Raw genomic sequence first — 23,232 nt, forward strand, 5'->3', positions numbered from 1 at the left:
ACGACAATCGGCCGACCGCGCGAGCGGTGTACGGCGAGGTCAGCGGAGTCCGGCGGCCGGGAAATCGGGATGTTCAGCGCGTATCCGCGACCGGATATCGCCTTGCCCGGAGCATCGGAATCGGATAGCCGAAACAACGGGTGAACACGTGTCGTATAAACTTCGCGGACAGGGCCGAAGGATGGTGCCTCGGTACCGGTTTCTGACGCGTTTCCGCCGTATTCCGGCCGTCGGGTGACGGCCGCCGGCTCTCCGTCGCACTCGCGTCCGCTCCGGGCCCCCGCCGCCCCCGGCCCTCCACCTGTGAGCAGACAGTGCCGTCCGCCCCGCACGCCCCACCGCCATCGCGCCGCCGCGCCTGTCGAACGAGAGGCGACCCACCATGCCGCTGCACGTGCCCCCCGCGCCCGCGCCCGCACTGCACTCCGTCCTCACGGCCCTCGGTTCCCCCACCGCGGTCCGTGAGGCGCGCACCCCCACCCTGCGTGCCGCGCAGGGTCCGGTCACGCCCGAACTCCCGCTCGCCCTGCACGTGTTGGACCACATCACCCCCGAGGGCCTGTCCGCGACGCGGCTGACGGGCTGGCGGTTCGTCATCCGGGCCGGCGACCGCCCGGTCGCGGCGGCCGACACCGTGCTCACCCCGGACGGCTGGGCCTTCTCGCACTTCTTCGAGGGCCCCTACATCCCGTCCACCGAGCGGGCGCTGCAGCAGGCCGAGGCCGTGCTGCAGCCCTTCCAGCCGCGCCTGCTGTCGGTGCCGGGGCTGTACATGCTCACCCTGTGGCTGCACGGCGATCCCACGGCCGACCCGGCCGAGGGGCACCCCGCCGCCACCGACCTGCTGGTGCCGCTCGCCCCGGCGCCGCCCGGCATCCGGGCCCACCGGCCGCACCGGGTCTCGGAGTTGCTGCCCGTGCTGACCCATCGTGCGACTCCCGTGCCCCTTCTCGGCTCACCCGCCTGACCGACCCCCCGCGTACCCCGCTTCCCGGCGCGGAAGCGGGGTACGGCCTTTTCTGCGGGTTCGCCGGATTTTTCTCCGGGTACGCCGAATTCCGCTCCGGGCACGCGCATTTCCGTGAGCCCCACACATTTCGCTCGTGCGAGTAATTGCCCGCTCCTACGAGCGAATAGGCGGCACTCCGCCGAGTGGACTAGCCCTTTCCGGTCACGCCGAACCACCCAAAGGGACAGTGGGGTTGGATTGAACCGTCCGCGCGGGTGACGCGTCATGAACGAGTAAGGAGCGGTGCTGCGAAATCCCTGCGGAACGACGCCCAGCGGGCAACACTGGATTCCGACCGATGTTTCACCACGGGGGACGGACATGACCACGACAAAGCGAGAGATCCCGCCCATGTGCCAGCATCAACCGACCTGCCCGCCAGCCGAGTCCGCCGACCGCGAGTCGGCCCGTCTCGTGGCGCACCACCCGGAACAGGGGTGGAGTCTGCTGTGCAACGGCGTTCTGCTCTTCGAGGACACCGGTGAGCTGCTGCCCGACGGCCGGGTCATCGCCCCCCACCGCCCGCTCGGCGCGCTCATGACCGCCGCCTGAGCAGCGCCCGAGGCGGTCCGCCGAGACCGCCCGACGACCCGAGGGGCCGGACGCACACACGGTGCGCACCGGCCCCGACGCGCGTCCGGGGCGGGTGGACGGGCCGTCGGCTGGTCGAATCGGCCGGACGGGAGTGGGATGGAAGCAGGACGCGCGAGCGGTCCGTCCCCCGAGGAGCGTGACGTCATGCCCGGATACAACGCCCCCTTGGCCGCACGAGTGGTCGTCGGTGTGAGCGGTTCGCTGGGCAGCGTCACGGTCCTGCGCCGGGCCGCCGCGCTGGCCCGCCGCCTGGCCGCCGAGCTGTGGCCGGTACTGGCCTGGACGCCGCCCGGCGGTGATCCGACCGGCCGGCGCTCCGTCGTCGCCGACCCGCTGACCGAGGAATGGCAGCGGATGGCGGAACACCGGCTGACCTCCCTGCTCGACGACCTCTTCGGCCAGGAGGGCCCCGGCATCCCCCTGCACGCCGTGATCGTGCGCGGCACGCCGGGCCGGGCACTGCTGGCGGTCGCGGACCGCGAGGACGACCTGCTGGTGGTCGGCACGGGCCGCCGCGGCCTGCGCCGGGCCTTCTCCGGCCGGGTCTCCCGGCAGTGCCTCGCCCACGCGGGCTGCCCGGTGCTCGCGGTGCCGCCCTCGCCGCTGGAGTCCGAGCTGTCCGCCGTGCGCCGCCGCAACGCCTGGCACTGGCGCATGGACATCCGCGGCCTCTGACCCGCCCGGCCTCTGACCCGTCCGGCCTCCGACCCGCCACGCGCTGGGCTGCGGAGCGCCCCCGCCCGAGGCAGCATGGACAGGGTGCACGCGACGCCCCAAGGATCTTGTCCGAGATGACGCTCGGTGTCCGCTCCCGGAGCCCAGAACACCTCTCCCCCGGCGCCGCCCGCACCCCGCCCATCCGTCCGCGCAGGCTCCGGGCCTTCGCTTTCCGGTGCGTCAGCAGCCCCCCGTCGGCCCATTCTTAACGCAGGATTGACGCCCTCCCGGTCCGGAATCCATGGGGACGGCGTCACTCTCCGCATACGCTGGTCCGGCTGTCCGCGCGACCGCAGACAGTGACCGCAGGCAGCCGAGCCGCACCACCTGGAGCACGCCGATGGCCACGACCGAGCACCCTCCCAGTCGCCTGCGCGCCTGGATGCTTCAGGGGCTCTCCGACATGGGCAAGCGAGGTGGCCTGACCGGGCCGCACGCCGAGCCGGAGCCCCCGCACCGGGGCCAGCGCTGGTGGCGGGTGATGTGCCTGACGGGCGTCGACTACTTCTCCACCCTCGGCTACCAGCCGGGCATCGCGGCGCTGGCGGCGGGCCTGCTCTCCCCGCTGGCGACCATCGTGCTGGTGATCGTCACCCTGGCGGGCGCCCTCCCGGTGTACCGGCGGGTGGCGCAGGAGAGCCCGCACGGGCAGGGCTCCATCGCCATGCTGGAGCGGCTGCTGTCCTTCTGGAAGGGCAAGCTGTTCGTCCTGACCCTGCTGGGCTTCGCGGCCACCGACTTCCTGATCACCATCACCCTCTCGGCCGCCGACGCCTCCACCCACCTGGTGGAGAACCCGCATCTGACCAGCACGCTGGGCGGCCACCAGATGCTGATCACCCTGATCCTGGTGGCGCTGCTCGGCGCGGTGTTCCTCAAGGGCTTCCTGGAGGCCATGGGCGTCGCGGTCGCCCTGGTCGGCGTCTACCTCGGGCTCAACGTCGTCGTGGTGATCAGCGGCCTGTGGCACGTGCTGACCGCCGAGCACGTGGTGACCGACTGGACCAGCGCCCTGACCACCGAGCACGGCAACATCTTCGTGATGATCGGCGTCGCCCTGATCGTCTTCCCGAAGCTCGCCCTCGGCCTGTCCGGCTTCGAGACCGGCGTCGCCGTGATGCCCCACGTCCAGGGCGACGCGGGCGACACCGAGGAGCGCCCGGCGGGCCGCATCCGGGACACCAAGAAGCTGCTCACCACCGCCGCCGTCATCATGAGCTGCTTCCTCATCACCACCAGCTTCATCACCACGCTGCTCATCCCGGCGGACGAGTTCAAGCCCGGCGGCCAGGCCAACGGCCGCGCCCTCGCCTTCCTCGCGCACGAGTACCTGGGCAACACCTTCGGCACGGTCTACGACGCCTCGACCATCGCCATCCTGTGGTTCGCCGGTGCCTCCGCCATGGCCGGGCTGCTCAACCTGATGCCCCGCTACCTCCCCCGGTACGGCATGGCCCCGCACTGGGCCCGCGCGGTACGCCCGATGGTCATCGTCTTCATCCTGATCGCCTTCCTCGTCACCTGGCTCTTCGACGCCAACGTGGACAAGCAGGGCGGCGCCTACGCCACCGGTGTGCTGGTGCTCATCAGCTCGGCCGCCATCGCGGTGACCATCGCCGCCCGCAAGGCCGGACAGCGCGGCTGGACCATCGGCTTCGGCGTCATCTCCGCCGTCTTCCTGTACACGACCGTCGCCAACGTCATCGAGCGCCCGGACGGCGTGAAGATCGGCGCCTGCTTCATCGCGGGCATCATGCTGGTCTCCCTGCTGTCCCGGCTGGCCCGCTCCTTCGAGCTGCGCGTGACCAGCGTGGCGATGGACCCGATGGCGGAACGGTTCGTCCGGGACATGGCCAGCCGGAAGATCCGCTTCATCGCCAACGAGCCCGACAACCGCGACCGGGCCGAGTACCGCGACAAGATCGAGCAGATCCGTACCGACAACGACATGCCCGAGCAGGAGGACTTCGTCTTCGTCGAGGTCACGGTGGCCGACCCCTCGGAGTTCGAGACCTGTCTGACCGTGCGCGGCGAGGTCCTGCACAACCGCTACCGAGTGCTGACCGTGGAGTCCTCCTCCATCCCCAACGCCCTCGCCGCCCTGCTGCTCCATGTGCGGGACATGACCGGACGTACCCCGCACATCTTCTTCGAGTGGACCGAGGGCAGCCCGTTCGCCAACTTCCTGCGGTTCTTCCTCTTCGGGCAGGGCGAGGTCGCTCCGGTCACCCGCGAGGTGCTGCGCGAGGCGGAGCCGGACCGGGCCCGCCGCCCCCGGGTGCACACGGGTTGAGCCGTCCGGACGCTCCCGCGTCCCGCCCGGGCGCACGCCCGCCGACCTCTCGTTTTATGGTGACCAGCATGCAGTCCTACACGATCGGCCAGGCAGCCCGGCTCCTCGGCGTGAGCCCCGACACCGCCCGCCGCTGGGCCGACGCCGGGCGGATGGCCACCCACCGCGACGAGTCGGGGCGGCGCCTGATCGCGGGTCAGGATCTCGCCGCGTTCTCCGTCGAGCTGGCCCAGGCGGGCGGGACGGCCGAGGAGGAGACCCCCTTCACCTCGGTGCGCAACGCGTTCCCCGGCATCGTCACCGCCATCAAGCTCGGTGACGTGGCCGCCCAGGTGGAGATCCAGGCGGGCCCGCACCGGCTGGTCTCCCTGCTCACCCGCGAGGCGGTCGACGAACTCGGTCTGGAGGTCGGCATGGAGGCCACCGCCCGCGTGAAGTCCACCAACGTGCACATCGACCGCTTCTGAGCGGCCCGGACGCGGGCCTGGTGCGGGCCGGACGTGGGCCGGACACTGACCTGACGCGGGCCGGAGCACCGCCCGCGTCAGCCTGCCGCGAGCGCCGGCCGGTCCGCGGGGAGCGGCGCCACGGCACCGAAGTGATAGCCCCCGTCGACCAGGATGCCGGTGATCCCGCTGATGTGCCGGGCCCCGCAGCGGTCCTGCGGCAGCACCAACTGGGGCCCGGCCACGTCCAGCGGCGTCCCGTCCATCGTGACCGCCAGCAATACGGGGGCGTCCGCGAAATCGGGGTCGATCTCGGCCCAGCTCAGCACCGCCCGGTGCCCGTCGGTACCGGTCACGGAAATCAGGAATCTCAGCCGGTCCTTGCGGCGCACCGGGTCGAATCCGGGCCCCGCGTCGGTCAGTACGTGATATAGCCGCGGCCCGGAGAACCGATGCCGCTGGGTGCCGCTGGTGGCGCACTCGAAGCTGACGTCCGCCCAGAACTGAGGCCATTCCCGCAGGTCAGGAACGGTGAGCCGAGCAGGCCGGGCCAGATCGCCGGTCATGGCCAACTGAGCGAGCGTCACCGCGACCACCTCCCCTGGATTGCTACCCCCCGGACACCTCCGGACAAACGCATATGCCAGCTCCAGATAACAACTTCGCAGCTCATGCAACGTGACAGATGACTTACGTCTGGCAAATGCGGCAGTATCATCGGCCCCGTGGCCGATCTCCGGCCCCTTGGAAGGGCGCGACCGCTGTTCCACCGAGACGAGGAGTAGAAAACCGTGATGACCCGTTCCGCACGCCGGACCCGCCGGATGCTGCCGCTGGCCGGTGTGGGAGTCGCCGCCCTGCTGGCCCTCAGCGCCTGCTCCAACTCCGACGGGACCACGCCCGCCAAGGCCGACAGCTCCGACTCCGCCTCCCCGAAGCTGTCCGGCACGGTCACCGTGTTCGCGGCCGCCTCCCTCAAGGAGAGCTTCACGGCCCTGGGCAAGCAGTTCGAGCAGCAGCACCCCGGCACCAAGGTCGCGTTCAACTTCGGCGGCAGTGACACCCTCGCCGCCAGCATCACCAGCGGCGCCCCGGCGGACGTGTTCGCCGCCGCCAGCCCCAAGACGATGAAGATCGTCACCGACAAGCAGGGCAACACGGCGGCTCCGGTCACCTTCGCCCGCAACCAGCTGGAGATCGCCACCGAGCCGGGCAACCCCGACAAGGTCGCCTCGCTGAAGGACCTCACCGACCCGAAGCTCAAGGTCGTGCTCTGCGACAAGACCGTGCCGTGCGGCGCGGCCGCGCAGAAGGTGCTCGACGCCAGCGGCATCAAGGTCACCCCGGTCTCCTACGAGCAGGACGTCAAGGCCGCCCTGAACAAGGTGGAGCTGAAGGAGGCCGACGCGTCCCTGGTCTACAAGACCGACGTGAAGTCCGCCGCGGGCAAGGTCCAGGGCGTGGACTTCCCCGAGTCCAAGGACGCGATCAACGACTACCCGATCGCCCCGCTGAAGAACTCGAAGAACGCCGACACGGCCGCCGCCTTCATCGCGCTGGTCAAGTCCCCCGACGGCCAGAAGGTGCTGACCCAGGCCGGCTTCCTCAAGCCGTGACCGACCTGAAGCAGCCCGCCGCGGCCCGTCCCAGCAGGGGCGGGTCGCGGCGCCCGCGTGTCCGCACCGCCCGCCGCGGCGTGCCGCTGCCCCTACTGGTACCGGGCCTGCTGGCCATGGCCTTCCTGCTGGTGCCGCTGCTCGCCCTGCTGGTGCGCGCCCCCTGGCGCAGCCTGCCGTCCCAGCTGGCCAGCACCGAGGTGTGGCAGGCGCTCCAGCTCTCCCTGATCAGCGCCACCGCCGCCACCGCCGTCGCCCTGGTCCTCGGCGTACCGCTGGCCTGGCTGCTGGCCCGTACGGAGTTCCCCGGCCGGGGTCTGGTGCGGGCCCTGGTGACGCTGCCGCTGGTGCTGCCGCCGGTCGTCGGCGGTGTCGCGCTGCTGCTGGCCCTCGGCCGCAACGGCATCGTCGGCAAGTCGCTGGACGCCTGGTTCGGCATCACCCTGCCGTTCACCACCGCCGGGGTGGTCATCGCGGAGGCGTTCGTCGCCATGCCGTTCCTCGTCATCAGCGTCGAGGGCACCCTGCGAGCCGCCGACCCGCGCTACGAGGAGGCGGCCACCACGCTCGGCGCGTCCCGGTTCACCGCGTTCCGCCGGGTCACCCTGCCGCTGATCGCCCCCGGCATCGCGGCGGGCGCCGTACTGGCCTGGGCCCGCGCGCTCGGCGAGTTCGGGGCCACGATCACCTTCGCGGGCAACTTCCCCGGCCGCACCCAGACCATGCCGCTCGCGGTCTACCTCGCCCTCCAGAACGACCCGGAGGCCGCCATCGCCCTCAGCCTGATCCTGCTGGCCGTGTCCATCGCGGTGCTGGCGGGTCTGCGGGACCGGTGGATGACGGGAGCGTGACGGTGCCGCGAGGATGGAAGACACCGAGCACCCCGGCGCCCACGGAGGACGACCGCCCCATGACCGACATCGACGCGCCCCCCGCCCTGCTGAAGGCGGCGGACGAACAGGGTCTCGACGCCCACCTGGTGGTCGACCGGGGGAACTTCCGGCTGGACGTGACCCTGCGCGCGGCCCCCGGTGACGTGGTCGCGCTGCTCGGTCCGAACGGCGCGGGCAAGACCACCGCGCTGCGCGCCCTCGCGGGTCTCGTCCCGCTCTCCGAGGGCCATCTGCGGCTGGACGGCACCGCGCTGGAGCGCACCGCGCCGGAGAACCGCCCGGTCGGTGTGGTCTTCCAGGACTATCTGCTCTTCCCGCACCTGTCCGCGCTGGACAATGTGGCGTTCGGCCCGCGCTGCCGCGGCACCGGCAAGGCCGAGGCCCGCGCGCAGGCGGCTAGCTGGCTGGAGCGCATGGGCCTGGCCGAGCACGCGGGCGCCAAGCCCAGCCGCCTGTCCGGCGGTCAGGCCCAGCGGGTCGCGCTGGCCCGGGCGCTGGCCACCCACCCCCGGCTGCTCCTGCTGGACGAGCCGCTCGCCGCGCTGGACGCCCGTACCCGGCTCGAGGTCCGATCGCAGCTGCGGCGGCATCTGGCCGAGTTCGAGGCGGTCGCCGTGCTGGTGACACACGATCCGCTGGACGCCATGGTGCTCGCGGACCGGCTGGTGGTGATCGAGCACGGCCAGGTGGTGCAGCAGGGCACGCCCACGGAGATCGCCCGCCACCCGCGCACCGACTACATCGCCCAGCTGGTCGGCCTCAACCTCTACCGCGGCGAGGCCGACGGGCACGCGGTACGGCTGGACGGCGGGCCGTCGATCACCACCACCGAGGACCTGACCGGCCCGGTGTTCGTCGCGTTCCCGCCGGTCGCGGTCACCCTGTTCCGGGACCGTCCGACCGGGGCCAGCGCCCGCAATCTGTGGCGCTGCGAGGTCGCCGGGATGGAGACCCACGGCGACCAGATCCGCGCGGACCTGACCGGGGAGATCCGGCTCGCCGCCGATCTCACCACCGCGGCCGCCGCCGAGCTGGACCTGCACACGGGCGCACCGGTCTGGGCGACCGTCAAGGCGACGCAGACCCACGCATACCCGGCATAAGCCCGCTCAGCCACTACGGTGTGGCCCCATGAGCATGAGCATCCGCAACCAGCTTCCCGGCACCGTCACCGCGGTCCACCCCGGCGAGGTCATGGCGACCGTCAAGATCCAGCTGGACGGCGGTCAGCACCTGACCGCGGCCATCACCGAGGAGGCCACCAAGGAACTCCGGCTGGCCGAGGGCACCCCGGTGCACGCCCTGGTGAAGGCGACGGAGGTCTCCCTGGCCACCGAGCCCGTCGACCACATCTCGATCCGCAACCAGCTCGCGGGCACCATCAGCGAGATCACCATGGGCACCGCCATGGCCACGGTGAAGGTCGCGGTGCCGGGCGCCGAGGTGACGTCGGCGATCACCCACGAGTCCGCAGCCGAGCTGAAGCTGTCGGAGGGCGACTCCGTGGTGGCGCTGATCAAGTCGACCGAGGTCTCGCTCGCCACGGCCTGAGCGGACACGGACTGAACGGACACGGACTGAGCGGACACGAGGAAGGCCCCCCGCCCCGGACTTGGGCAGGGGGCCTTTCATGGACAGGCTCAGTCCTCGTAAGCGTCCAGCGGCGGGCAGGAGCACACCAGGTTGCGGTCGCCGAACGCCTGGTCGATACGGCGCACCGGCGGCCAGTACTTGTCGGCCGCGGAGACACCGGCCGGGAAGACGGCCTCCTCGCGGGTGTACGCGTGCGTCCACTCGCCACCGAGGGCGGCCGCGGTGTGCGGGGCGCCGTGCAGCGGGTTGTCCTCGGCGGGCCAGACCCCGGAGACGACCTTGTCGATCTCCGCGCGGATGGCGATCATCGCGTCGCAGAACCGGTCCAGCTCGCCCAGGTCCTCGGACTCGGTCGGCTCGATCATCAGCGTGCCGGCCACCGGGAAGGACATGGTCGGCGCGTGGAAGCCGTAGTCGATCAGGCGCTTGGCCACGTCGTCCACGCTCACGCCGGTCGCCTTGGTGAGCGGGCGCAGGTCGATGATGCACTCGTGCGCGACGAGCCCGCCGGGACCGGTGTAGAGCACCGGGAAGTGCGGCTCCAGGCGCTTGGCGATGTAGTTGGCGGAGAGCACGGCCACCTGGGTGGCGCGCTTGAGGCCCTCGCCGCCCATCAGCCGGACGTACGCCCAGGAGATCGGCAGGATGCCCGCGCTGCCCCAGGGCGCCGCCGAGATCGGGCCGACACCCGTCTCCGGACCGGCCGCGGGCTGCATCGGGTGGTTGGGCAGGTACGGCGCCAGGTGGGTGCGGACCGCGACCGGGCCGACGCCGGGACCGCCGCCGCCGTGCGGGATGCAGAACGTCTTGTGCAGGTTCAGGTGGGAGACGTCGCCGCCGAAGTGCCCGGGCTTGGCGAGCCCGACCAGCGCGTTGAGGTTGGCGCCGTCCACGTACACCTGACCGCCCGCGTCGTGCACCTGGGCGCAGATGTCCGCGACGTGCTCCTCGAAGACTCCGTGCGTCGACGGGTAGGTGATCATCAGCACGGACAGCTCGTCACGGTGCTGCTCGATCTTCGCGCGCAGGTCCTCGACGTCGATCTCGCCGTCCCCGGCGGTCTTCACGACGACGACCTTCATCCCGGCCATCACCGCGCTCGCCGCGTTGGTGCCGTGCGCGGAGGACGGGATGAGGCAGATGGTGCGCTGCGCGTCACCGTTGGCCCGGTGGTAGGCGCGTACGGCGAGCAGTCCGGCCAGCTCGCCCTGGGAACCGGCGTTGGGCTGGAGGGAGACCTTGTCGTACCCGGTGACCTCGGCGAGCCGGTCCTCCAGCTCGCGGATGAGGGTGAGGTAGCCCTCGGCCTGCTCGGCGGGGGCGAAGGGGTGCAGCGCGCCGAACTCGGGCCAGGTGACCGGCTCCATCTCGGTGGTCGCGTTCAGCTTCATGGTGCAGGAGCCGAGCGGGATCATGCCCCGGTCGAGCGCGTAGTCGCGGTCGGACAGCTTGCGCAGGTAGCGCAGCATGGCCGTCTCGGAGCGGTGCTCGTGGAAGACCGGGTGGGTGAGGTAGTCGTCGGTGCGCAGCAGCGCCTCGGGCAGCGTGTCCTCGGCCGCCTGGTCGAGCGCCTCGATGTCGCTCTCGGCGCCGAAGGCGGCGAAGACGGCCTCCAGCTGGGCCCGGTTGGTGGTCTCGTCGCAGGCCAAGGAGACGTGGTCGGCGTCGACGAGGCGCAGGTTGACCCCGCCCTCGCGGGCGGCGGCGACGACCTCGGCGGCCTTGCCGGGCACGCGCGCGGTGAGGGTGTCGAAGTAGGCGCCGTGCACGATCTCGACGCCGCCCGCGCGCAGGCCCTCGGCGAGGATCGTGGCGTAGCGGTGGGTGCGGCGGGCGATCGTCCGCAGGCCGTCGGGGCCGTGGTAGACGGCGTACATCCCGGCCATCACGGCGAGCAGCACCTGCGCGGTGCAGATGTTGCTGGTGGCCTTCTCGCGGCGGATGTGCTGCTCGCGGGTCTGGAGCGCGAGCCGGTAGGCCCGGTGCCCGTCGGCGTCGACGGACACGCCGACCAGGCGTCCGGGCAGGCTGCGGGCGAACTTCTCGTGCACGGCCATGTAGCCCGCGTGCGGCCCGCCGAAGCCCATGGGCACGCCGAAGCGCTGGGTGGTGCCGATGGCGATGTCCGCGCCCAGCTCGCCGGGCGAGGTGAGCAGGGTCAGCGCGAGCAGGTCGGCGGCGACCGTGACGAGGGCGCCCAGCTCGTGCGCCTGCCCGATGACCGGCTTCAGGTCGCGTACGGCACCGGAGGCGCCGGGGTACTGGAGCAGGACGCCGGTGATGTCACGGGCGGCGAGGTCGGCCGGGATGCCCTCGCTGAGGTCGGCGACGACGACCTCGACACCGGCGGGCTCGGCGCGGGTCTCGATGACGGCGATGGTCTGCGGCAGGGTGTCCGCGTCGACCAGGAAGAGGCCCTTCTTGTTCTTGCCCATGCGCCGGGACAGCGCCATGGCCTCGGCGGCGGCGGTGCCCTCGTCCAGCAGGGAGGCACCGGAGGTGGGCAGCCCGGTGAGGTCGGCGACCATCGTCTGGAAGTTCAGCAGGGCTTCGAGACGGCCCTGGGAGATCTCCGGCTGGTAGGGCGTGTACGCCGTGTACCAGGCGGGGTTCTCCATGACGTTGCGCAGGATCACCGGCGGGGTGAAGGTGCCGTGGTAGCCCAGGCCGATCATCGAGCCGAGCACCTGGTTGCGGTCGGCGAGACCGCGCAGCTCGGCGATCACCTCGGCCTCGGTGCGGGTACCGGGCAGGTCGAGTGCGTCGGCGTTCTTGATCACATCCGGGACCGCGGCGGCGGTCAGCTCGTCGAGCGAGCCGTAGCCGACCTGCGCGAGCATCTTGGCCCGCGCCTCCTGGTCGGGCCCGATGTGGCGCTGCTCGAAGGGGATGCCCGCTTCGAGCTCGGCGAGCGGAATGCGAGGGGCGGTCATATGCGGAGGCCTCCTGGTCTGACGCGACCTGCGAGGGGCACCACGGCGCGGGTGCCCACCGGCCTCCCCCTCTGTCATCTCTTACCTGAGAGCTTCACCGGGGACCTGCGGACCCCGGCTTTCACCGTCGGTGAGGGCGGGAGCCATGAACGCCCGCCCTGCTTTCCAGAGTGACCTCGTCCGTGCGGTACGGGGGCCTGAGAGATTCCGGGGAGGAGTTGCTCCTTCGGCGCCTCCGAATTGCTCGGAGGACTCTCCCGCACGGGGTCGACAGCCGAGTTCAGCCTACCAGCGGGGTCAGGAGCACGGCGTTCGAGTGGCCGCCCGACTGATTCTGCTCTTTTGTAGTGCTTACGGATGAGTTGCGACCATGTGGAGGGAGAGGGATCGTGCAGACCGACATCGATCCGCGCAGCCTGATCGGCCGCAAGGCGTTCGACCGCGCCGGCACCAAGATCGGCACCATAGACGAGGTGTACCTCGACGACGCGACCGGCGTCCCGGAGTGGGCCGCGGTGCGCACCGGCCTCTTCTCTCGCGACGCCTTCGTCCCGCTGGAGCCCAGCGAACTGGTCGAGGGCGCGCTCCGCGTCCCCTTCGAGCGCGCCCTCATCAAGGACGCCCCCGACTTCGGCGTGGGCCGCCACCTCTCCCCCGAACAGGAACTCCAGCTCTACCACCACTACGGTCTCGACGTGGGCACCTCAGCCCGGCCGACCCCGACCCCGGACCGCGACTTCGGCAAGGTCGCGGGCACCGAGGAGACCTGAGCCCTCCCCTCATCCGACGCCCGTCTCCCCCTCCCGGGCCACCGCCTCGACCTGGGCCACCAGCGGCAGCGGGTCGGCCGGTGCCAGGTCGGGGTCGTCGGCCCGCAGCGTCCGTACCCGGCCCGGCGCGGAGAGCGGTGTCTCGAAGCGCACCGTGACCCGTCCCAGGCCACTGCCCTGCACCCAGCCGTGCCCGTACTCGGGGTGCCGCACGTCCTGGCCCGCCCGCCACTCCGGCGCGGCGGGCTCGGGTCTCTCCGGGCCGAAGTCGGGGGCACTCTCCTCCGGCGTCTCCTCGGCCGTCTCCCCCGCCGCCTGGGCGAACAGGTCCTCCTGGGTGTAGTCGGCGAGCCCGGACACCCCGACGCCGAGCAGCCGCACCCCGCCCGTGGTGTCCACGGAGTCCAGCAGCCGCGCGGCCGCCTCCCGGATCACCGCCGGATCGTCCGTGGGCCCCCTGAGCGTCTCGGAGCGGGTCAGGGTGGAGAAGTCGTAGCGCCGGACCTTGAGCACGATGGTGCGCCCGGACAGCCCGGCACCGCGCAGCCGCCGCACGCACCGGTCGGCGAGCCGACGGACCTCCAGGCCGATGCGCAGCCGGTCGTGGATGTCCACGGCGTAGGTGTCCTCCACCGACACCGACTTGGCCTCCCGCTCGGCGACCACCGGCCGGTCGTCACGGGCCAGCGCCATCGCGTACAGCGCGTGTCCATGGGCCTTGCCGAGCAGCCGGACCAGTTCGTCCTCGCCCGCCTCGGACAGCTCCAGCACGGTGGTGATCCCGGCGCGCCGCAGATGGTCGCCGGTGGCGGGGCCGACGCCGGGCAGGGTGCGCACGGACATGGGGGCCAGCAGGGCCCGTTCGGTGCCCGGCTCGATGAGCTCCAGGCCGTCGGGCTTGGCCCGCTCCGAGGCGATCTTGGCCAGCATCTTGGAGGCGGCGAGCCCCACCGACCCGGTCAGCCCCGTCACCGCCAGGATGTCGGCGCGCAGCCGCACCCCGGCCTCCCGCGCCGACGCCTCGTCCGAGGCCGCGCCCCCGGCCTCCAGGTCCACGAACGCCTCGTCCAGGCTCAGCGGCTCCACCAGCGGGGACAACTCCCGCAGCAGCGCCATCACCTGGTCGCTGATCGAGCGGTACAGCGCGAAGCGGGGCGTGAGATACGCGGCGTTCGGCGCCAGCCGCCGCGCCTGCGCCGTGGGCATCGCCGAGTGCACCCCGAACGCCCGCGCCTCGTACGAGGCGGTGGCCACCACCCCGCGCAGCCCGATCCCGCCGACGACGACGGCCTTCCCCCGCAGGCTCGGCTTGGACGCCTGCTCCACCGAGGCGTAGAAGGCGTCCATGTCGAGATGGAGGATGGTGGGCGCGTTTCTCACATGTCCGATGCTGCACCACACCACTGACAATGACCCCACGCGAGGGCGCTCGAGGCCGAGTGGTGCGGCCCGGGGTCAGACGGCGCGGTTGCGCCGCCGCGCCAACTCGTCGGCCGGGTTGTGCCCGATGAGCGTCTCACCGGTGTCGACGCGCTCCCCGTGGAGCTGGGACAGCGCGCTCTCCACGTCCCGCCACACCACGCCCACGGCGATCCCGAAGATGCCCTGGCCGCCCTGGAGCAGTGCGTGGACCTCGTCCGGGGAGGTGCATTCGTAGACCATGGCGCCGTCGCTCATCAGGGTCATGCGCTCCAGGTCCTGGAACCCGCGCTCCCTGAGGTGCTGCACGGCCGAGCGGATGTTCTGGAGGGAGACACCCGTGTCCAGGAACCGCTTGACGATCTTCAGGACGACCACGTCCCGGAAGCTGTACAACCGCTGGGTGCCCGAGCCGTGGGCCGGTCGCACACTGGGCTCGACCAGCCCCGTACGGGCCCAGTAGTCGAGCTGCCGGTAGGTGATCCCCGCGGCCGCGCAGGCCGTGGGACCGCGATAGCCGATCTCCTCGGACGTCATGGCCGCCGCCCCTTCACCGTCAGGCACCACCGTCGGCCGCTGCGGAGCGTGATCGGCCACGCCGCCGAGCTGTGGGGGTCCCCCGCCCGGCCGAAACCGTGCGCTCGGGGGAAGGTACGGGCCGCTGTCCCCGAAACCATGTCCGGGGGCACCCCCAGCCGTACCGTCGCCGCTCATCCTCACGCCGACCTCCGTCCTTGACCTGCCCTATCGACGGTAGGCAGTCACCAGGGGTGCGTCAACGATCGCCACACTCGGCACGCCGAGTGATAATCACCCTGAGAGTGGTTTCCCGTGTCCCACCGCGGGGAAAGGCTAGCCGAATGCGCTCGCGGAAAGGCGTAGGACGCTCTCACGGGCCGTTGGCAATTGCCCTCGCGACGACGTCACGACACGCCGCGAACCGGCCGGGTGCGGACCCTGTCGGTCCACCCGGCCGGCCCCGGCGTCACTGGCTGCTGGTGCCGAAGTCCTCGGGCGAGATCTGGTCGAGGAACTCGCGGAACTTCTCCACCTCGTCCTCCTGCTCGTCGGGGATGGCGATGCCCGCGTCGTCCAGCACCCCGTCACTGCCGAAGATCGGCGTACCGGTGCGCAGGGCGAGCGCTATGGCGTCGGACGGCCGCGCGCTCACCTCGACCCCGCTGGCGAACACCAGCTCCGCGTAGAAGACGCCTTCTCGCAGATCGGTGATGCGGACTTCGGTCAGCTCCTGGCCCACCGCCTCCAGCACGTCCTTGAACAGGTCGTGCGTCAGCGGGCGCGCGGGAGCCATGCCCTGCTGGGCGAAGGCGATCGCCGTCGCCTCCCCCGGCCCGATCCAGATGGGGAGGTAGCGGTCGCCTCCCACTTCGCGCAGGAGCACGATCGGTTGGTTGGAGGGCATTTCGACCCGGACACCTACGACATCGAGCTCGTTCACACAGCAACCCTAGGCCGTGCCCGGGACGTTTGGGTAGTCGGGCCGGGAACAGGTGGGCGATCCGGCCCAAGTCCGCCCGGTCGGGACACACCGCCCCTCAGGGCAGCCGCACCCCGAGCGCGGCCTTGACCAGAGCAGAGTGCAGCTTCATGGTGAGCGCCGCCAGCTCCTTCGTCCGGGCCTCGGCCAGCACCCTGGTCTGCGGGTTGCGGTGCCGCTTCAGGGGGGCGACGACCTGGTCGACCAGCCCGGCCTCGCGCTCGGCGGCGGCCTTCATCACCCGCAGATGGCGGGGCTCGATACCGAACCCGCCCAGTTCGGCCACCAGTGCGGCCACGGTGACGGCCTCGGCGTCATAGACACCTTCCGCCAAGGGGGCGAGGAGCCCGTACGACTCCCACTCGCGCAGGTCGGCCTCGTCGATGCCCGCCGCCGCCAACAGCTCGTCCCGGCCGATCCGGGCGACCGTGGGCCGCTCGGCCTCCTCCGGCTCCTCGGCGCCGCGCTGACGGCCGACCACGGGCAGCTGGACCGCGTCACCGCGCTCCATGGCGTCCAGATGCTCGCGGATCACCTTCAGCGGCAGATAGTGGTCCCGCTGCATTCGCAGGACATGGCCGAGGCGCTCCACGTCACGGGGGCTGAACTTGCGGTACCCCGACGGGGTCCGCTGCGGCTCGATGAGCCCCTCCGACTCCAGGAAGCGGATCTTGGAGATGGTGACCTCGGGGAACTCGTCGCGCAGCGCGTTCAGCACCGTGCCGATGCTCATCGGCCCGCTGTCCCTGGCGGCGGTACCGCTTCCGGCACCGCCGCTCGGTGTTTGAAGCATGGAACTTCCCTGGGGTTCCCCCGGACGGGCGCCCGGGGGTGGGTCAGACTCCCTGCCGGCTCGCGTAGAAGACCAGCCGGTACTTGCCGATCTGCACCTCGTCACCGTTGGCCAGCGCCACCTGGTCGATCCGCTCGCGGTTGACGTAGGTGCCGTTGAGGCTGCCCACGTCGGCCACCGTGAACGAACCGTCCGGCGAGCGGCGGAACTCCACATGGCTGCGGGAGACCGTCACGTCGTCCAGGAAGATGTCGCTCTGCGGGTGCCGCCCGGCCGTGGTCAGGTCGCTGTCCAGGAGGAAGCGGCTGCCCGAGTTCGGGCCCCGGCGCACCACCAGCAGCGCCGAGCCGATGGGCAGCGCGTCGACCGCCGCCTGCGCCTCGGGCGACAGCATCGGCATCGCCGTCTGACCGGTGACCTCCGCGTCGTACGCCTCGATGCCCGAGATGGAGATCGTGGACGTGGTCTCCGACGGACGCTCCGGCGCCACACCGGGACGCAGGGGCGCGCCGCAGTGGGAACAGAAGCGGGCGTTGTCCGCGTTGCGGTTCCCGCACCTCGTACACACCAGGGCCGACATGGACGGAGCCTCCTGCCGCGACGGTTGCCCGAAACCTATGCCGCCGGACTGGCCAGGGTCAACGGACGCCGCGCCCTGACCACCGGAAGTGCCTCCACCCGGACCAGCCACCTGGTCCCGGAACAGCGGACGCTGCCCTTCCTCGTCGGGCTGTGCGCGATGACGGGCCGTCGCGTTCTCGTTGCCCTCACGCGCGCTCTTGCCGAACAACTTCCCAAACAACTTCACGGGCGATTCCCCTTGACCGAAACAGACCCGCCCGTGGGGCAGGACGAACCCAGAATGCCTACACCGACCGATCCGGACATCTTCACAACGTCCGTATCCACTCGACAGTTTCCACCACGCACCACCCCTTCGGTGCGGCGACCCCCCGCAACCTCATGCCCCCGCCCGACGCCGCGCATGCACCGCCGGTTCACCGCGAGGACGACCGAGCGTAGTCAGGCTGCTCCGCCTGCCGCAAGGCATCCACGACGATCTTGTCCGAGCGCTCGACACTCACCGTGGCCTGCTCCTTCTCCACGCTCTGCACCACGCCTCCCGGGATGTTCAGCGCCGGTTCCAGGTCCTGCGGCTTGCCGATGACCTTGAAACGATAAGGCGCGTTGATCTTGTTCCCGTCGACGGCGACGCTACCGCCGGAGTCCGACAAGTACGTGTTCGCCACCACGCGCACCCCATTGACCTGTATCGCCTCGGCACCGGCCGCGCGCAGCTCCTGGATCGTGTCGAGCAGCATGTCGGACTCGACGGCTCCCTTCGGGTCCTCGACGGTCATGGTGATGCCGGGACCGGTGGCGCCCACGGTGCCCGCGAGTATGCCGAGTTGGCGCTCCTTCTCGGCGGTCTGCCTGCGCGCCTCCGCGGCCTGGTCCGAGCTGCTCTGCAACTCCTGACGCTGCTTCTCCAGCCCCTGCTTCTCGTCCTCAAGACGCTGAGTACGGTCGTCCAGTTCATCGAGGATGCGGACCAGGTCCTCCTGGCGCGCCCCGCGCAGCGCGCTGTCGCCGTCGCTGTTGGACGCCACCTGCACGGCCAGCCCGAAGCCGAGGCCGAAGAGCAGCAGCGCCACGATGAGTTGCGCACGCGTCAGCCGGGGCGGCCAGAGACCGTCGGCCAGCCGCTGACGGCCGGTCAGCTGCGGCTGGGCCGTCTCCTCGGGCTCGGGGGCCGGTGCGGGGGCGGGCGCGGGTTCGGGCTCAGGCTCAGAGGCCGGGGCCGGGGCCGGGGGTGCCACCTCGGCGGGCAGTTCCTTGCGCAGCCGGTTCTCCGGCCGCTCGTCCTGGTCGCTCATCGCGCTCACGCCCGGAAGACATGGCGGCGGATCGCCGCGGCGTTGGAGAAGATCCGGATGCCCAGGACCACGACGACGCCCGTCGACAGCTGCGCGCCCACGCCCAACTCGTCGCCCAGGAACACGATCAGCGCGGCCACCACCACGTTGGACAGGAACGACACCACGAAGACCTTGTCGTCGAAGATGCCGTCGAGCATCGCCCGGAGCCCGCCGAACACGGCGTCCAGCGCCGCCACGACGGCGATGGGCAGATACGGCTCGACGACCGCCGGAACCTCGGGCCGGACCAACAGGCCGGCCACCACTCCCACGATGAGGCCCAGTACGGCGATCACGATGTGCCCTTCTCAGTCTTCTCGGCCTGCTCGGCGCTCGGCTGTGCTGTTCGTACGATCACACTCGGGGCGGCGGGCAACCGGACGTCGCCCTCCGCGGAGATGGCGGTGCGGATACCGAAGTTGTCCTGAAGCGCGTGCAGATACAACCCGTCGGCGCTGTTCTGGAACTCGGTGCTCAGCTTCCGCCCGTCCCCCACCGCCAGCACCGTGTACGGCGGCACCAGCGGCCTGTTGTCGACCAGTATCGCGTCACCCGCGGCCCTGATCGCGGACAGGGCGGTCAGCCGCTGCCCGTTGATGGAGACCGCCTCGGCTCCGGACGCCCACAGCCCGTTGACCACGCGCTGCATGTCCCGGTCGCGCACCCGCCCGGTGTCGGAGAACCCGGCGGACTCGCGCGGGTTGGTGCCGTCTCCCCCGGTGCTCGACTCCTTGGCGTCGTCCACCACGAGCTTCACCCCGGGGCCGTGCACCGCGGTGGCACCCGACAGCAGACCCACGAGGTCCGCCTGGCTGCCCCCGCTCTGCCGCAGCGCCGCCCGCTGCCGCGCGCCGACCTCCTCACGGAGTTCGTCGACACCGCTCTCCAGCTTGTCCGCGGCGGCGGTCTCCCGGTCGATGCGGTCGATCAGCTCCTGGCGCTCCTTGGCGATCCCCGGAGCCGCGACATGGGCCTGAGCGGCGCCGACCGTCACCACCAGGGCCGCGAGCACCAGTCCGCCCGCCAGACCCAGCTTGGCGCGGAGCGTCTTCGGCAGGCCGCCCTGGCCCAGGGACTCCTTCCGGGCGGCGGCCTCGGCATACCCGTCGTCGAGGCTGTGATCCATGACGTTGGTGATCAACGACATGGAGGCGTCCGGACGCCTCGGCCGCGCGGGGCTGCTCCGAACGGGGGATTGGTGCGGCATGCCGCACATCGTCGCATGCCGCGCGCGGTACCTCCGAACGAGCCCCACGCACGTGCCGGACAGCGCCCCTCGCGGGGTCGCTGTCCGGCACGTGGGGGCCGTTCTCGGGATCAGCGACCGGCGCTGTCCACGACGGCCGACCACTCGTCCAGCAAGGCCTGCGCGGAGGCGTCGTCGGGCCCCTCCGCCCACAGGTGCGTGACCGCCTCGGCCGGGTCGGGCAGCACCATCACCCAGCGCCCGTCGCTCTCCACGACCCGCACACCGTCCGTCGTGTCCACGGACCGGTCGCCGGCCGCCTCGACCACGCTGCGCATGACCAGACCCTTGACCGCCCACGGCGTCGCCAGGTCCCGCTTGAGGACATGGGCCCGCGGAATCCGGGCGTCGATCTGGCTCAGCGTGAGCTGCGTCCGCGCGACCAGCCCGATCAGCCGTACGAACGCCGCCGTGCCGTCGTAGACGCTGCTGAACTCGGGGACGATGAAGCCGCCCATGCCGTCACCGCCGAAGATGGTCTCCTCCTCGCCGCCGACCCTCGTGAGGTCGTCCGGCGAGGTGGTCGTCCACTCCACCTGGGTGCCGTGGTACGCCGCCACCTGCTCCGCGATCCGGGTCGTGGTCACCGGCAGCGCCACCCGCCCGCTGCGCCGCTCGGCGGCGACCAGGTCGAGCATCACCAGCAGCGCCCGGTCGTCCTCGATGATGCTGCCCTTCTCGTCCACGAGCGACAGCCGCTCGCCCACGGGATCGAACCGCACACCGAAGGCCGCCCCGGAGGACGCCACGATCTCCCCGAGCCGCTCCAGCCCCTTGCGCCGCATCTCGGCGGTCTCGGTGGGCCGGGACTCGTCCAGACCGGGGTTGATGGTCAGCGAGTCCACGCCGAGCTTGCCCAGCAGGCTGGGCAGCACCAGACCGGCACTGCCGTTGGAGGCGTCGACGACGACCTTCAGCCCGGACTCGGCGATCCCGGTGGTGTCCACGTTGCGCAGCAGCGACCCGGTGTACGAGTCGTAGACGCTGGACGGGAAGTAGAGGTCACCGATCTCGCCGGGGAACGCCCGCCGGTACTCCTGGCGCGCGAACACCCGGTCAAGCTTGCGCTGGCTGCCCTGGGAGAGGTCGGCGCCCTTGGGGTCGAAGAACATGATGTCCACGGAGTCCGGCACACCCGGCGAGGTCCGGATCATGATGCCGCCGGAACTGCCCCGCGCGGTCTGCTGCCGCGCCACGGGAAGCGGCACGTTCTCCAGGTCGCGGACGTCGATCGCGCTGGCCTGGAGCGCCGAGATCACCGCACGCTTGAGCGCACGGGCACCTCGGGAGTGGTCACGCGCGGTGGTGACCGTGGTGCCCTTCTTCAGCGTGGTGGCGTACGCGCCCGCCAGCCGTACGGCCAGTTCCGGCGTGATCTCCACGTTCAGGATGCCGGTCACCCCGCGCGCCCCGAAGAGATGCGCCTGCCCCCTGGACTCCCAGATGACGGAGGTGTTGACGAACGCACCGGCCTCGACGGTCTTGAACGGGTACACCCGGACGTTGCCCTGGATGATCGACTCCTCGCCGATCAGGCACTCGTCACCGATGACCGCGCCGTCCTCGATCCGCGCGGCCCGCATGATGTCGGTGTTCTTGCCGACCACGCAGCCGCGGAGATTGCTCTGCTGTCCGACGTACACGTTGTCGGCGACGACGGCCTTGTGCAGGAAGGCGCCGCTCTTGACGACCACGTTGGAGCCGATGACGGAGTGCTCGCGTATCTCCGCGCCCGCTTCGACCTTGGCGTAGTCACCGATGTAGAGCGGCCCGCGGAGCACCGCGTCGGGGTGCACCTCGGCGCCCTCGGCCACCCAGACGCCGGGCGAGATCTCGAAGCCGTCGATGTCGACGTCGACCTTGCCCTCGAGCACGTCGGCCTGGGCCTTCACATAGCTCTCGTGGGTGCCGACGTCCTCCCAGTAGCCCTCGGCGATATAGCCGTAGATGGGCTTGCCTTCCTTCATCAGCTGGGGGAAGACATCTCCGGACCAGTCGACGGGGACATCGGGATCGACGTAGTCGAAGACCTCGGGCTCCATCACATAGATGCCCGTGTTCACCGTGTCGGAGAAGACCTGGCCCCAGGTCGGCTTCTCGAGGAAGCGCTCGACCTTGCCCTCCTCGTCGACGATGGTGATGCCGAACTCCAGCGGATTGGGAACCCTGGTCAGGCAGACGGTGACCAGGGCGCCCTTCTCCTTGTGGAAGTTGATCAGCTCGGTGAGGTCGAAGTCGGTCAGAGCGTCACCGGAAATGACGAGGAAGGCGTCGTCCTTCAGCGCGTCCTCGGCGTTCTTGACGCTTCCGGCGGTACCGAGTGGCTTCTCCTCATTGGCATACGTGAGCTCCATGCCGAGCTCTTCGCCGTCCCCGAAGTAGTTCTTGACGAGCGACGCCAGGAACTGCACGGTGACCACGGTCTCGTTGAGCCCATGCTTTTTGAGCAACCTGAGCACGTGCTCCATGATCGGGCGGTTCGCCACGGGCAGGAGCGGCTTGGGCATGCTAGAGGTCATGGGGCGCAGGCGTGTGCCTTCGCCTCCGGCCATCACGACGGCCTTCATGTCGGAAGCGTCCTCCTCGAAGAGACGACGGTCTAGCCGACTTCACCCGTCCAGATTGTCCCGCACTTTCACGTCGCGGGCCATCGAAGCGTCACGTCGTGGACGATCGCGGAGTTCCGTCGGCCAACGCGTCCGCGCGCACCAGACGGCGGACCTGGACCATATAGAGCACTCCTGCCCACCAATACAGGGTTGTACCCCATCCGGCGAACGCCCATCCGAAAACGGCGGCGAGTGACGCGATCCAGCCGCTACCGTCGCTGAGCAGCAGCAACGGGAAGGCGTACATCAGGTTGAAGGTGGCCGCCTTGCCGAGGAAGTTCACCTGCGGCGGCGGATAGCCGTGTCGGCGGAGGATGCCGACCATCACCAGCAGAACCAGTTCACGGAACAGCAGCAGGGCGGTCAGCCAGAGCGGCAGGATCTCCCGCCAGGTGAGGCCGAGAAGCGTGGAAAGGACATAGAGCCGGTCGGCGGCCGGGTCGAGGAGCCGACCGAGGCTGCTGACCTGGTTCCAGCGCCGGGCCAGCTTGCCGTCCAGATAGTCGCTGACTCCGCTCAGTGCCAGGACCAGGAGAGCCCAACCATCGCTCTTGGGTCCCCCGAACTCCGGCCTGAGGATCAGCCACAGGAACAGAGGGACACCGGCAAGCCGAGCCATGCTGAGGATGTTGGGGATGGTGAGGACCCGGTCCGTCTGGACGCGGGTCTCCTGGACCTCCACCCGGAAGCCTCCTGTACGAAAAGTGCGGACAATGCACCTGACCCTACCGCAACGCAAAAAAGCTCCGGCTCTCGGGCTGATGCCCAAGAGCCGGAGCTATAAAAGGAGTTCGGCGGCGTCCTACTCTCCCACAGGGTCCCCCCTGCAGTACCATCGGCGCTGTGAGGCTTAGCTTCCGGGTTCGATATGTAACCGGGCGTTT

The 23,232-nt window shown here is 70.8% G+C and carries 21 protein-coding genes, 1 rRNA gene, 1 pseudogene and 1 riboswitch; of the genes and pseudogenes, 10 read left to right on the forward strand and 13 right to left on the reverse strand.

What is annotated here, in order from left to right:
- Positions 1-382 precede the first annotated feature (382 nt).
- The 5 genes from ACI2LY_RS22675 to ACI2LY_RS22695 all read left to right on the forward strand — a co-directional run bounded on the left by ACI2LY_RS22675 (position 383) and on the right by ACI2LY_RS22695 (position 5,080).
- Positions 383-967: a hypothetical protein gene (locus tag ACI2LY_RS22675; protein WP_404708737.1), complete on the forward strand. Its 585-nt coding sequence runs from the start codon at positions 383-385 to the stop codon at positions 965-967.
- 393 nt (positions 968-1,360) lie between these two features.
- The gene (locus ACI2LY_RS22680; RefSeq protein WP_030808771.1) at positions 1,361-1,561 is read left to right on the forward strand and encodes a DUF5999 family protein; all 201 of its coding nucleotides are present in this window, start codon (positions 1,361-1,363) and stop codon (positions 1,559-1,561) included.
- A 186-nt stretch (positions 1,562-1,747) separates the two neighbouring features.
- The gene (locus tag ACI2LY_RS22685; RefSeq protein WP_388999545.1) at positions 1,748-2,278 is read left to right on the forward strand and encodes a universal stress protein; all 531 of its coding nucleotides are present in this window, start codon (positions 1,748-1,750) and stop codon (positions 2,276-2,278) included.
- Between the two features lie 382 nt (positions 2,279-2,660).
- Complete coding sequence (locus tag ACI2LY_RS22690; RefSeq protein WP_404708738.1) at positions 2,661-4,613, forward strand: amino acid transporter; 1,953 nt, start codon at positions 2,661-2,663, stop codon at positions 4,611-4,613.
- 68 nt (positions 4,614-4,681) lie between these two features.
- Positions 4,682-5,080, forward strand: coding sequence for a molybdopterin-binding protein (locus tag ACI2LY_RS22695; RefSeq protein WP_404708739.1), 399 nt, complete (start codon positions 4,682-4,684; stop codon positions 5,078-5,080).
- A 77-nt stretch (positions 5,081-5,157) separates the two neighbouring features.
- Here the strand turns inward: ACI2LY_RS22695 and ACI2LY_RS22700 are convergent, their stop codons facing one another.
- Positions 5,158-5,625, reverse strand: coding sequence for a molybdopterin-dependent oxidoreductase (locus tag ACI2LY_RS22700; protein ID WP_404708784.1), 468 nt, complete (start codon positions 5,623-5,625; stop codon positions 5,158-5,160).
- Between the two features lie 228 nt (positions 5,626-5,853).
- Between ACI2LY_RS22700 and modA the strand changes: the two genes are divergently transcribed.
- Genes modA through ACI2LY_RS22720 form a run of 4 tightly spaced genes read left to right on the forward strand, consistent with a single transcriptional unit; the run spans position 5,854 to position 9,119 of the window.
- Positions 5,854-6,675: a molybdate ABC transporter substrate-binding protein gene (gene modA, locus ACI2LY_RS22705; RefSeq protein ID WP_404708740.1), complete on the forward strand. Its 822-nt coding sequence runs from the start codon at positions 5,854-5,856 to the stop codon at positions 6,673-6,675.
- The gene (gene modB, locus ACI2LY_RS22710) at positions 6,672-7,526 is read left to right on the forward strand and encodes a molybdate ABC transporter permease subunit (RefSeq protein ID WP_404708741.1); all 855 of its coding nucleotides are present in this window, start codon (positions 6,672-6,674) and stop codon (positions 7,524-7,526) included. The genes modA and modB overlap by 4 nt, the downstream gene beginning before the upstream one ends.
- Before the next feature lie 59 nt (positions 7,527-7,585).
- On the forward strand, positions 7,586-8,671 hold the full coding sequence (locus tag ACI2LY_RS22715; RefSeq protein ID WP_404708742.1) for an ABC transporter ATP-binding protein: 1,086 nt from the start codon (positions 7,586-7,588) through the stop codon (positions 8,669-8,671).
- Positions 8,672-8,699: 28 nt separating this feature from the next.
- Positions 8,700-9,119: a molybdopterin-binding protein gene (locus tag ACI2LY_RS22720; RefSeq protein ID WP_388999564.1), complete on the forward strand. Its 420-nt coding sequence runs from the start codon at positions 8,700-8,702 to the stop codon at positions 9,117-9,119.
- 89 nt (positions 9,120-9,208) lie between these two features.
- Here the strand turns inward: ACI2LY_RS22720 and gcvP are convergent, their stop codons facing one another.
- The gene (gene gcvP / locus ACI2LY_RS22725) at positions 9,209-12,094 is read right to left on the reverse strand and encodes an aminomethyl-transferring glycine dehydrogenase (protein ID WP_404708743.1); all 2,886 of its coding nucleotides are present in this window, start codon (positions 12,092-12,094) and stop codon (positions 9,209-9,211) included.
- Positions 12,095-12,269: 175 nt separating this feature from the next.
- Positions 12,270-12,364: riboswitch (glycine riboswitch) on the reverse strand.
- A gap of 119 nt (positions 12,365-12,483) precedes the next feature.
- Here gcvP and ACI2LY_RS22730 point away from each other — a divergent pair.
- Positions 12,484-12,864 (forward strand): PRC-barrel domain-containing protein, encoded by a 381-nt coding sequence (locus tag ACI2LY_RS22730; protein WP_404708744.1) that lies wholly within the window; start codon positions 12,484-12,486, stop codon positions 12,862-12,864.
- On the opposite strand, the pseudogene ACI2LY_RS22735 reads toward ACI2LY_RS22730, so the two are convergent.
- From ACI2LY_RS22735 to rrf, 11 genes and pseudogenes are all read right to left on the reverse strand, one after another.
- Positions 12,777-14,244: pseudogene (locus ACI2LY_RS22735) on the reverse strand (DNA polymerase IV). The gene ACI2LY_RS22730 and the pseudogene ACI2LY_RS22735 overlap by 88 nt on opposite strands.
- Positions 14,245-14,319: 75 nt before the next feature.
- On the reverse strand, positions 14,320-15,003 hold the full coding sequence (locus ACI2LY_RS22740) for a MerR family transcriptional regulator (protein ID WP_404708745.1): 684 nt from the start codon (positions 15,001-15,003) through the stop codon (positions 14,320-14,322).
- A 265-nt stretch (positions 15,004-15,268) separates the two neighbouring features.
- A complete protein-coding gene (locus ACI2LY_RS22745) occupies positions 15,269-15,742 on the reverse strand; it encodes a bifunctional nuclease family protein (protein WP_028797289.1) in 474 nt (157 codons plus the stop codon).
- A 97-nt stretch (positions 15,743-15,839) separates the two neighbouring features.
- Entirely contained in the window at positions 15,840-16,574 is a 735-nt protein-coding gene (locus tag ACI2LY_RS22750) for a MerR family transcriptional regulator (RefSeq protein WP_404708746.1), read from the reverse strand.
- 43 nt (positions 16,575-16,617) lie between these two features.
- Positions 16,618-17,490 (reverse strand): FHA domain-containing protein, encoded by an 873-nt coding sequence (locus ACI2LY_RS22755; RefSeq protein WP_388999728.1) that lies wholly within the window; start codon positions 17,488-17,490, stop codon positions 16,618-16,620.
- Positions 17,491-17,572: 82 nt separating this feature from the next.
- Entirely contained in the window at positions 17,573-18,451 is an 879-nt protein-coding gene (locus ACI2LY_RS22760; RefSeq protein WP_404708785.1) for a DUF881 domain-containing protein, read from the reverse strand.
- Positions 18,452-18,456: 5 nt separating this feature from the next.
- Complete coding sequence (locus tag ACI2LY_RS22765; protein ID WP_031181996.1) at positions 18,457-18,789, reverse strand: small basic family protein; 333 nt, start codon at positions 18,787-18,789, stop codon at positions 18,457-18,459.
- Positions 18,786-19,640: a DUF881 domain-containing protein gene (locus ACI2LY_RS22770; protein WP_404708747.1), complete on the reverse strand. Its 855-nt coding sequence runs from the start codon at positions 19,638-19,640 to the stop codon at positions 18,786-18,788. The genes ACI2LY_RS22765 and ACI2LY_RS22770 overlap by 4 nt, the downstream gene beginning before the upstream one ends.
- Positions 19,641-19,810: 170 nt before the next feature.
- A complete protein-coding gene (locus ACI2LY_RS22775) occupies positions 19,811-22,306 on the reverse strand; it encodes a sugar phosphate nucleotidyltransferase (RefSeq protein WP_404708748.1) in 2,496 nt (831 codons plus the stop codon).
- A 91-nt stretch (positions 22,307-22,397) separates the two neighbouring features.
- Positions 22,398-23,030, reverse strand: coding sequence for a CDP-alcohol phosphatidyltransferase family protein (locus ACI2LY_RS22780; RefSeq protein ID WP_388999585.1), 633 nt, complete (start codon positions 23,028-23,030; stop codon positions 22,398-22,400).
- A gap of 107 nt (positions 23,031-23,137) precedes the next feature.
- Positions 23,138-23,232, reverse strand: a 5S ribosomal RNA gene (gene rrf, locus ACI2LY_RS22785); the annotation flags it as partial.

The organism is Streptomyces sp. NPDC002176 (genome assembly GCF_044903645.1).
Lineage (GTDB): Bacteria > Actinomycetota > Actinomycetes > Streptomycetales > Streptomycetaceae > Streptomyces.

What these genes read in the sequence shown, in the direction of transcription:
- ACI2LY_RS22675 (WP_404708737.1), top strand. Translation starts at nt 383, where the DNA reads ATGCCGCTGCACGTGCCCCCCGCGCCCGCGCCCGCACTGCACTCCGTC.
- ACI2LY_RS22680 (WP_030808771.1), top strand. Translation starts at nt 1,361, where the DNA reads ATGTGCCAGCATCAACCGACCTGCCCGCCAGCCGAGTCCGCCGACCGC.
- ACI2LY_RS22685 (WP_388999545.1), top strand. Translation starts at nt 1,748, where the DNA reads ATGCCCGGATACAACGCCCCCTTGGCCGCACGAGTGGTCGTCGGTGTG.
- ACI2LY_RS22690 (WP_404708738.1), top strand. Translation starts at nt 2,661, where the DNA reads ATGGCCACGACCGAGCACCCTCCCAGTCGCCTGCGCGCCTGGATGCTT.
- ACI2LY_RS22695 (WP_404708739.1), top strand. Translation starts at nt 4,682, where the DNA reads ATGCAGTCCTACACGATCGGCCAGGCAGCCCGGCTCCTCGGCGTGAGC.
- ACI2LY_RS22700 (WP_404708784.1), bottom strand. Translation starts at nt 5,625, where the DNA reads ATGACCGGCGATCTGGCCCGGCCTGCTCGGCTCACCGTTCCTGACCTG.
- modA (WP_404708740.1), top strand. Translation starts at nt 5,854, where the DNA reads ATGACCCGTTCCGCACGCCGGACCCGCCGGATGCTGCCGCTGGCCGGT.
- ACI2LY_RS22715 (WP_404708742.1), top strand. Translation starts at nt 7,586, where the DNA reads ATGACCGACATCGACGCGCCCCCCGCCCTGCTGAAGGCGGCGGACGAA.
- ACI2LY_RS22720 (WP_388999564.1), top strand. Translation starts at nt 8,700, where the DNA reads ATGAGCATGAGCATCCGCAACCAGCTTCCCGGCACCGTCACCGCGGTC.
- gcvP (WP_404708743.1), bottom strand. Translation starts at nt 12,094, where the DNA reads ATGACCGCCCCTCGCATTCCGCTCGCCGAGCTCGAAGCGGGCATCCCC.
- ACI2LY_RS22750 (WP_404708746.1), bottom strand. Translation starts at nt 16,574, where the DNA reads ATGCTTCAAACACCGAGCGGCGGTGCCGGAAGCGGTACCGCCGCCAGG.
- ACI2LY_RS22760 (WP_404708785.1), bottom strand. Translation starts at nt 18,451, where the DNA reads ATGAGCGACCAGGACGAGCGGCCGGAGAACCGGCTGCGCAAGGAACTG.
- ACI2LY_RS22770 (WP_404708747.1), bottom strand. Translation starts at nt 19,640, where the DNA reads ATGTCGTTGATCACCAACGTCATGGATCACAGCCTCGACGACGGGTAT.
- ACI2LY_RS22775 (WP_404708748.1), bottom strand. Translation starts at nt 22,306, where the DNA reads ATGAAGGCCGTCGTGATGGCCGGAGGCGAAGGCACACGCCTGCGCCCC.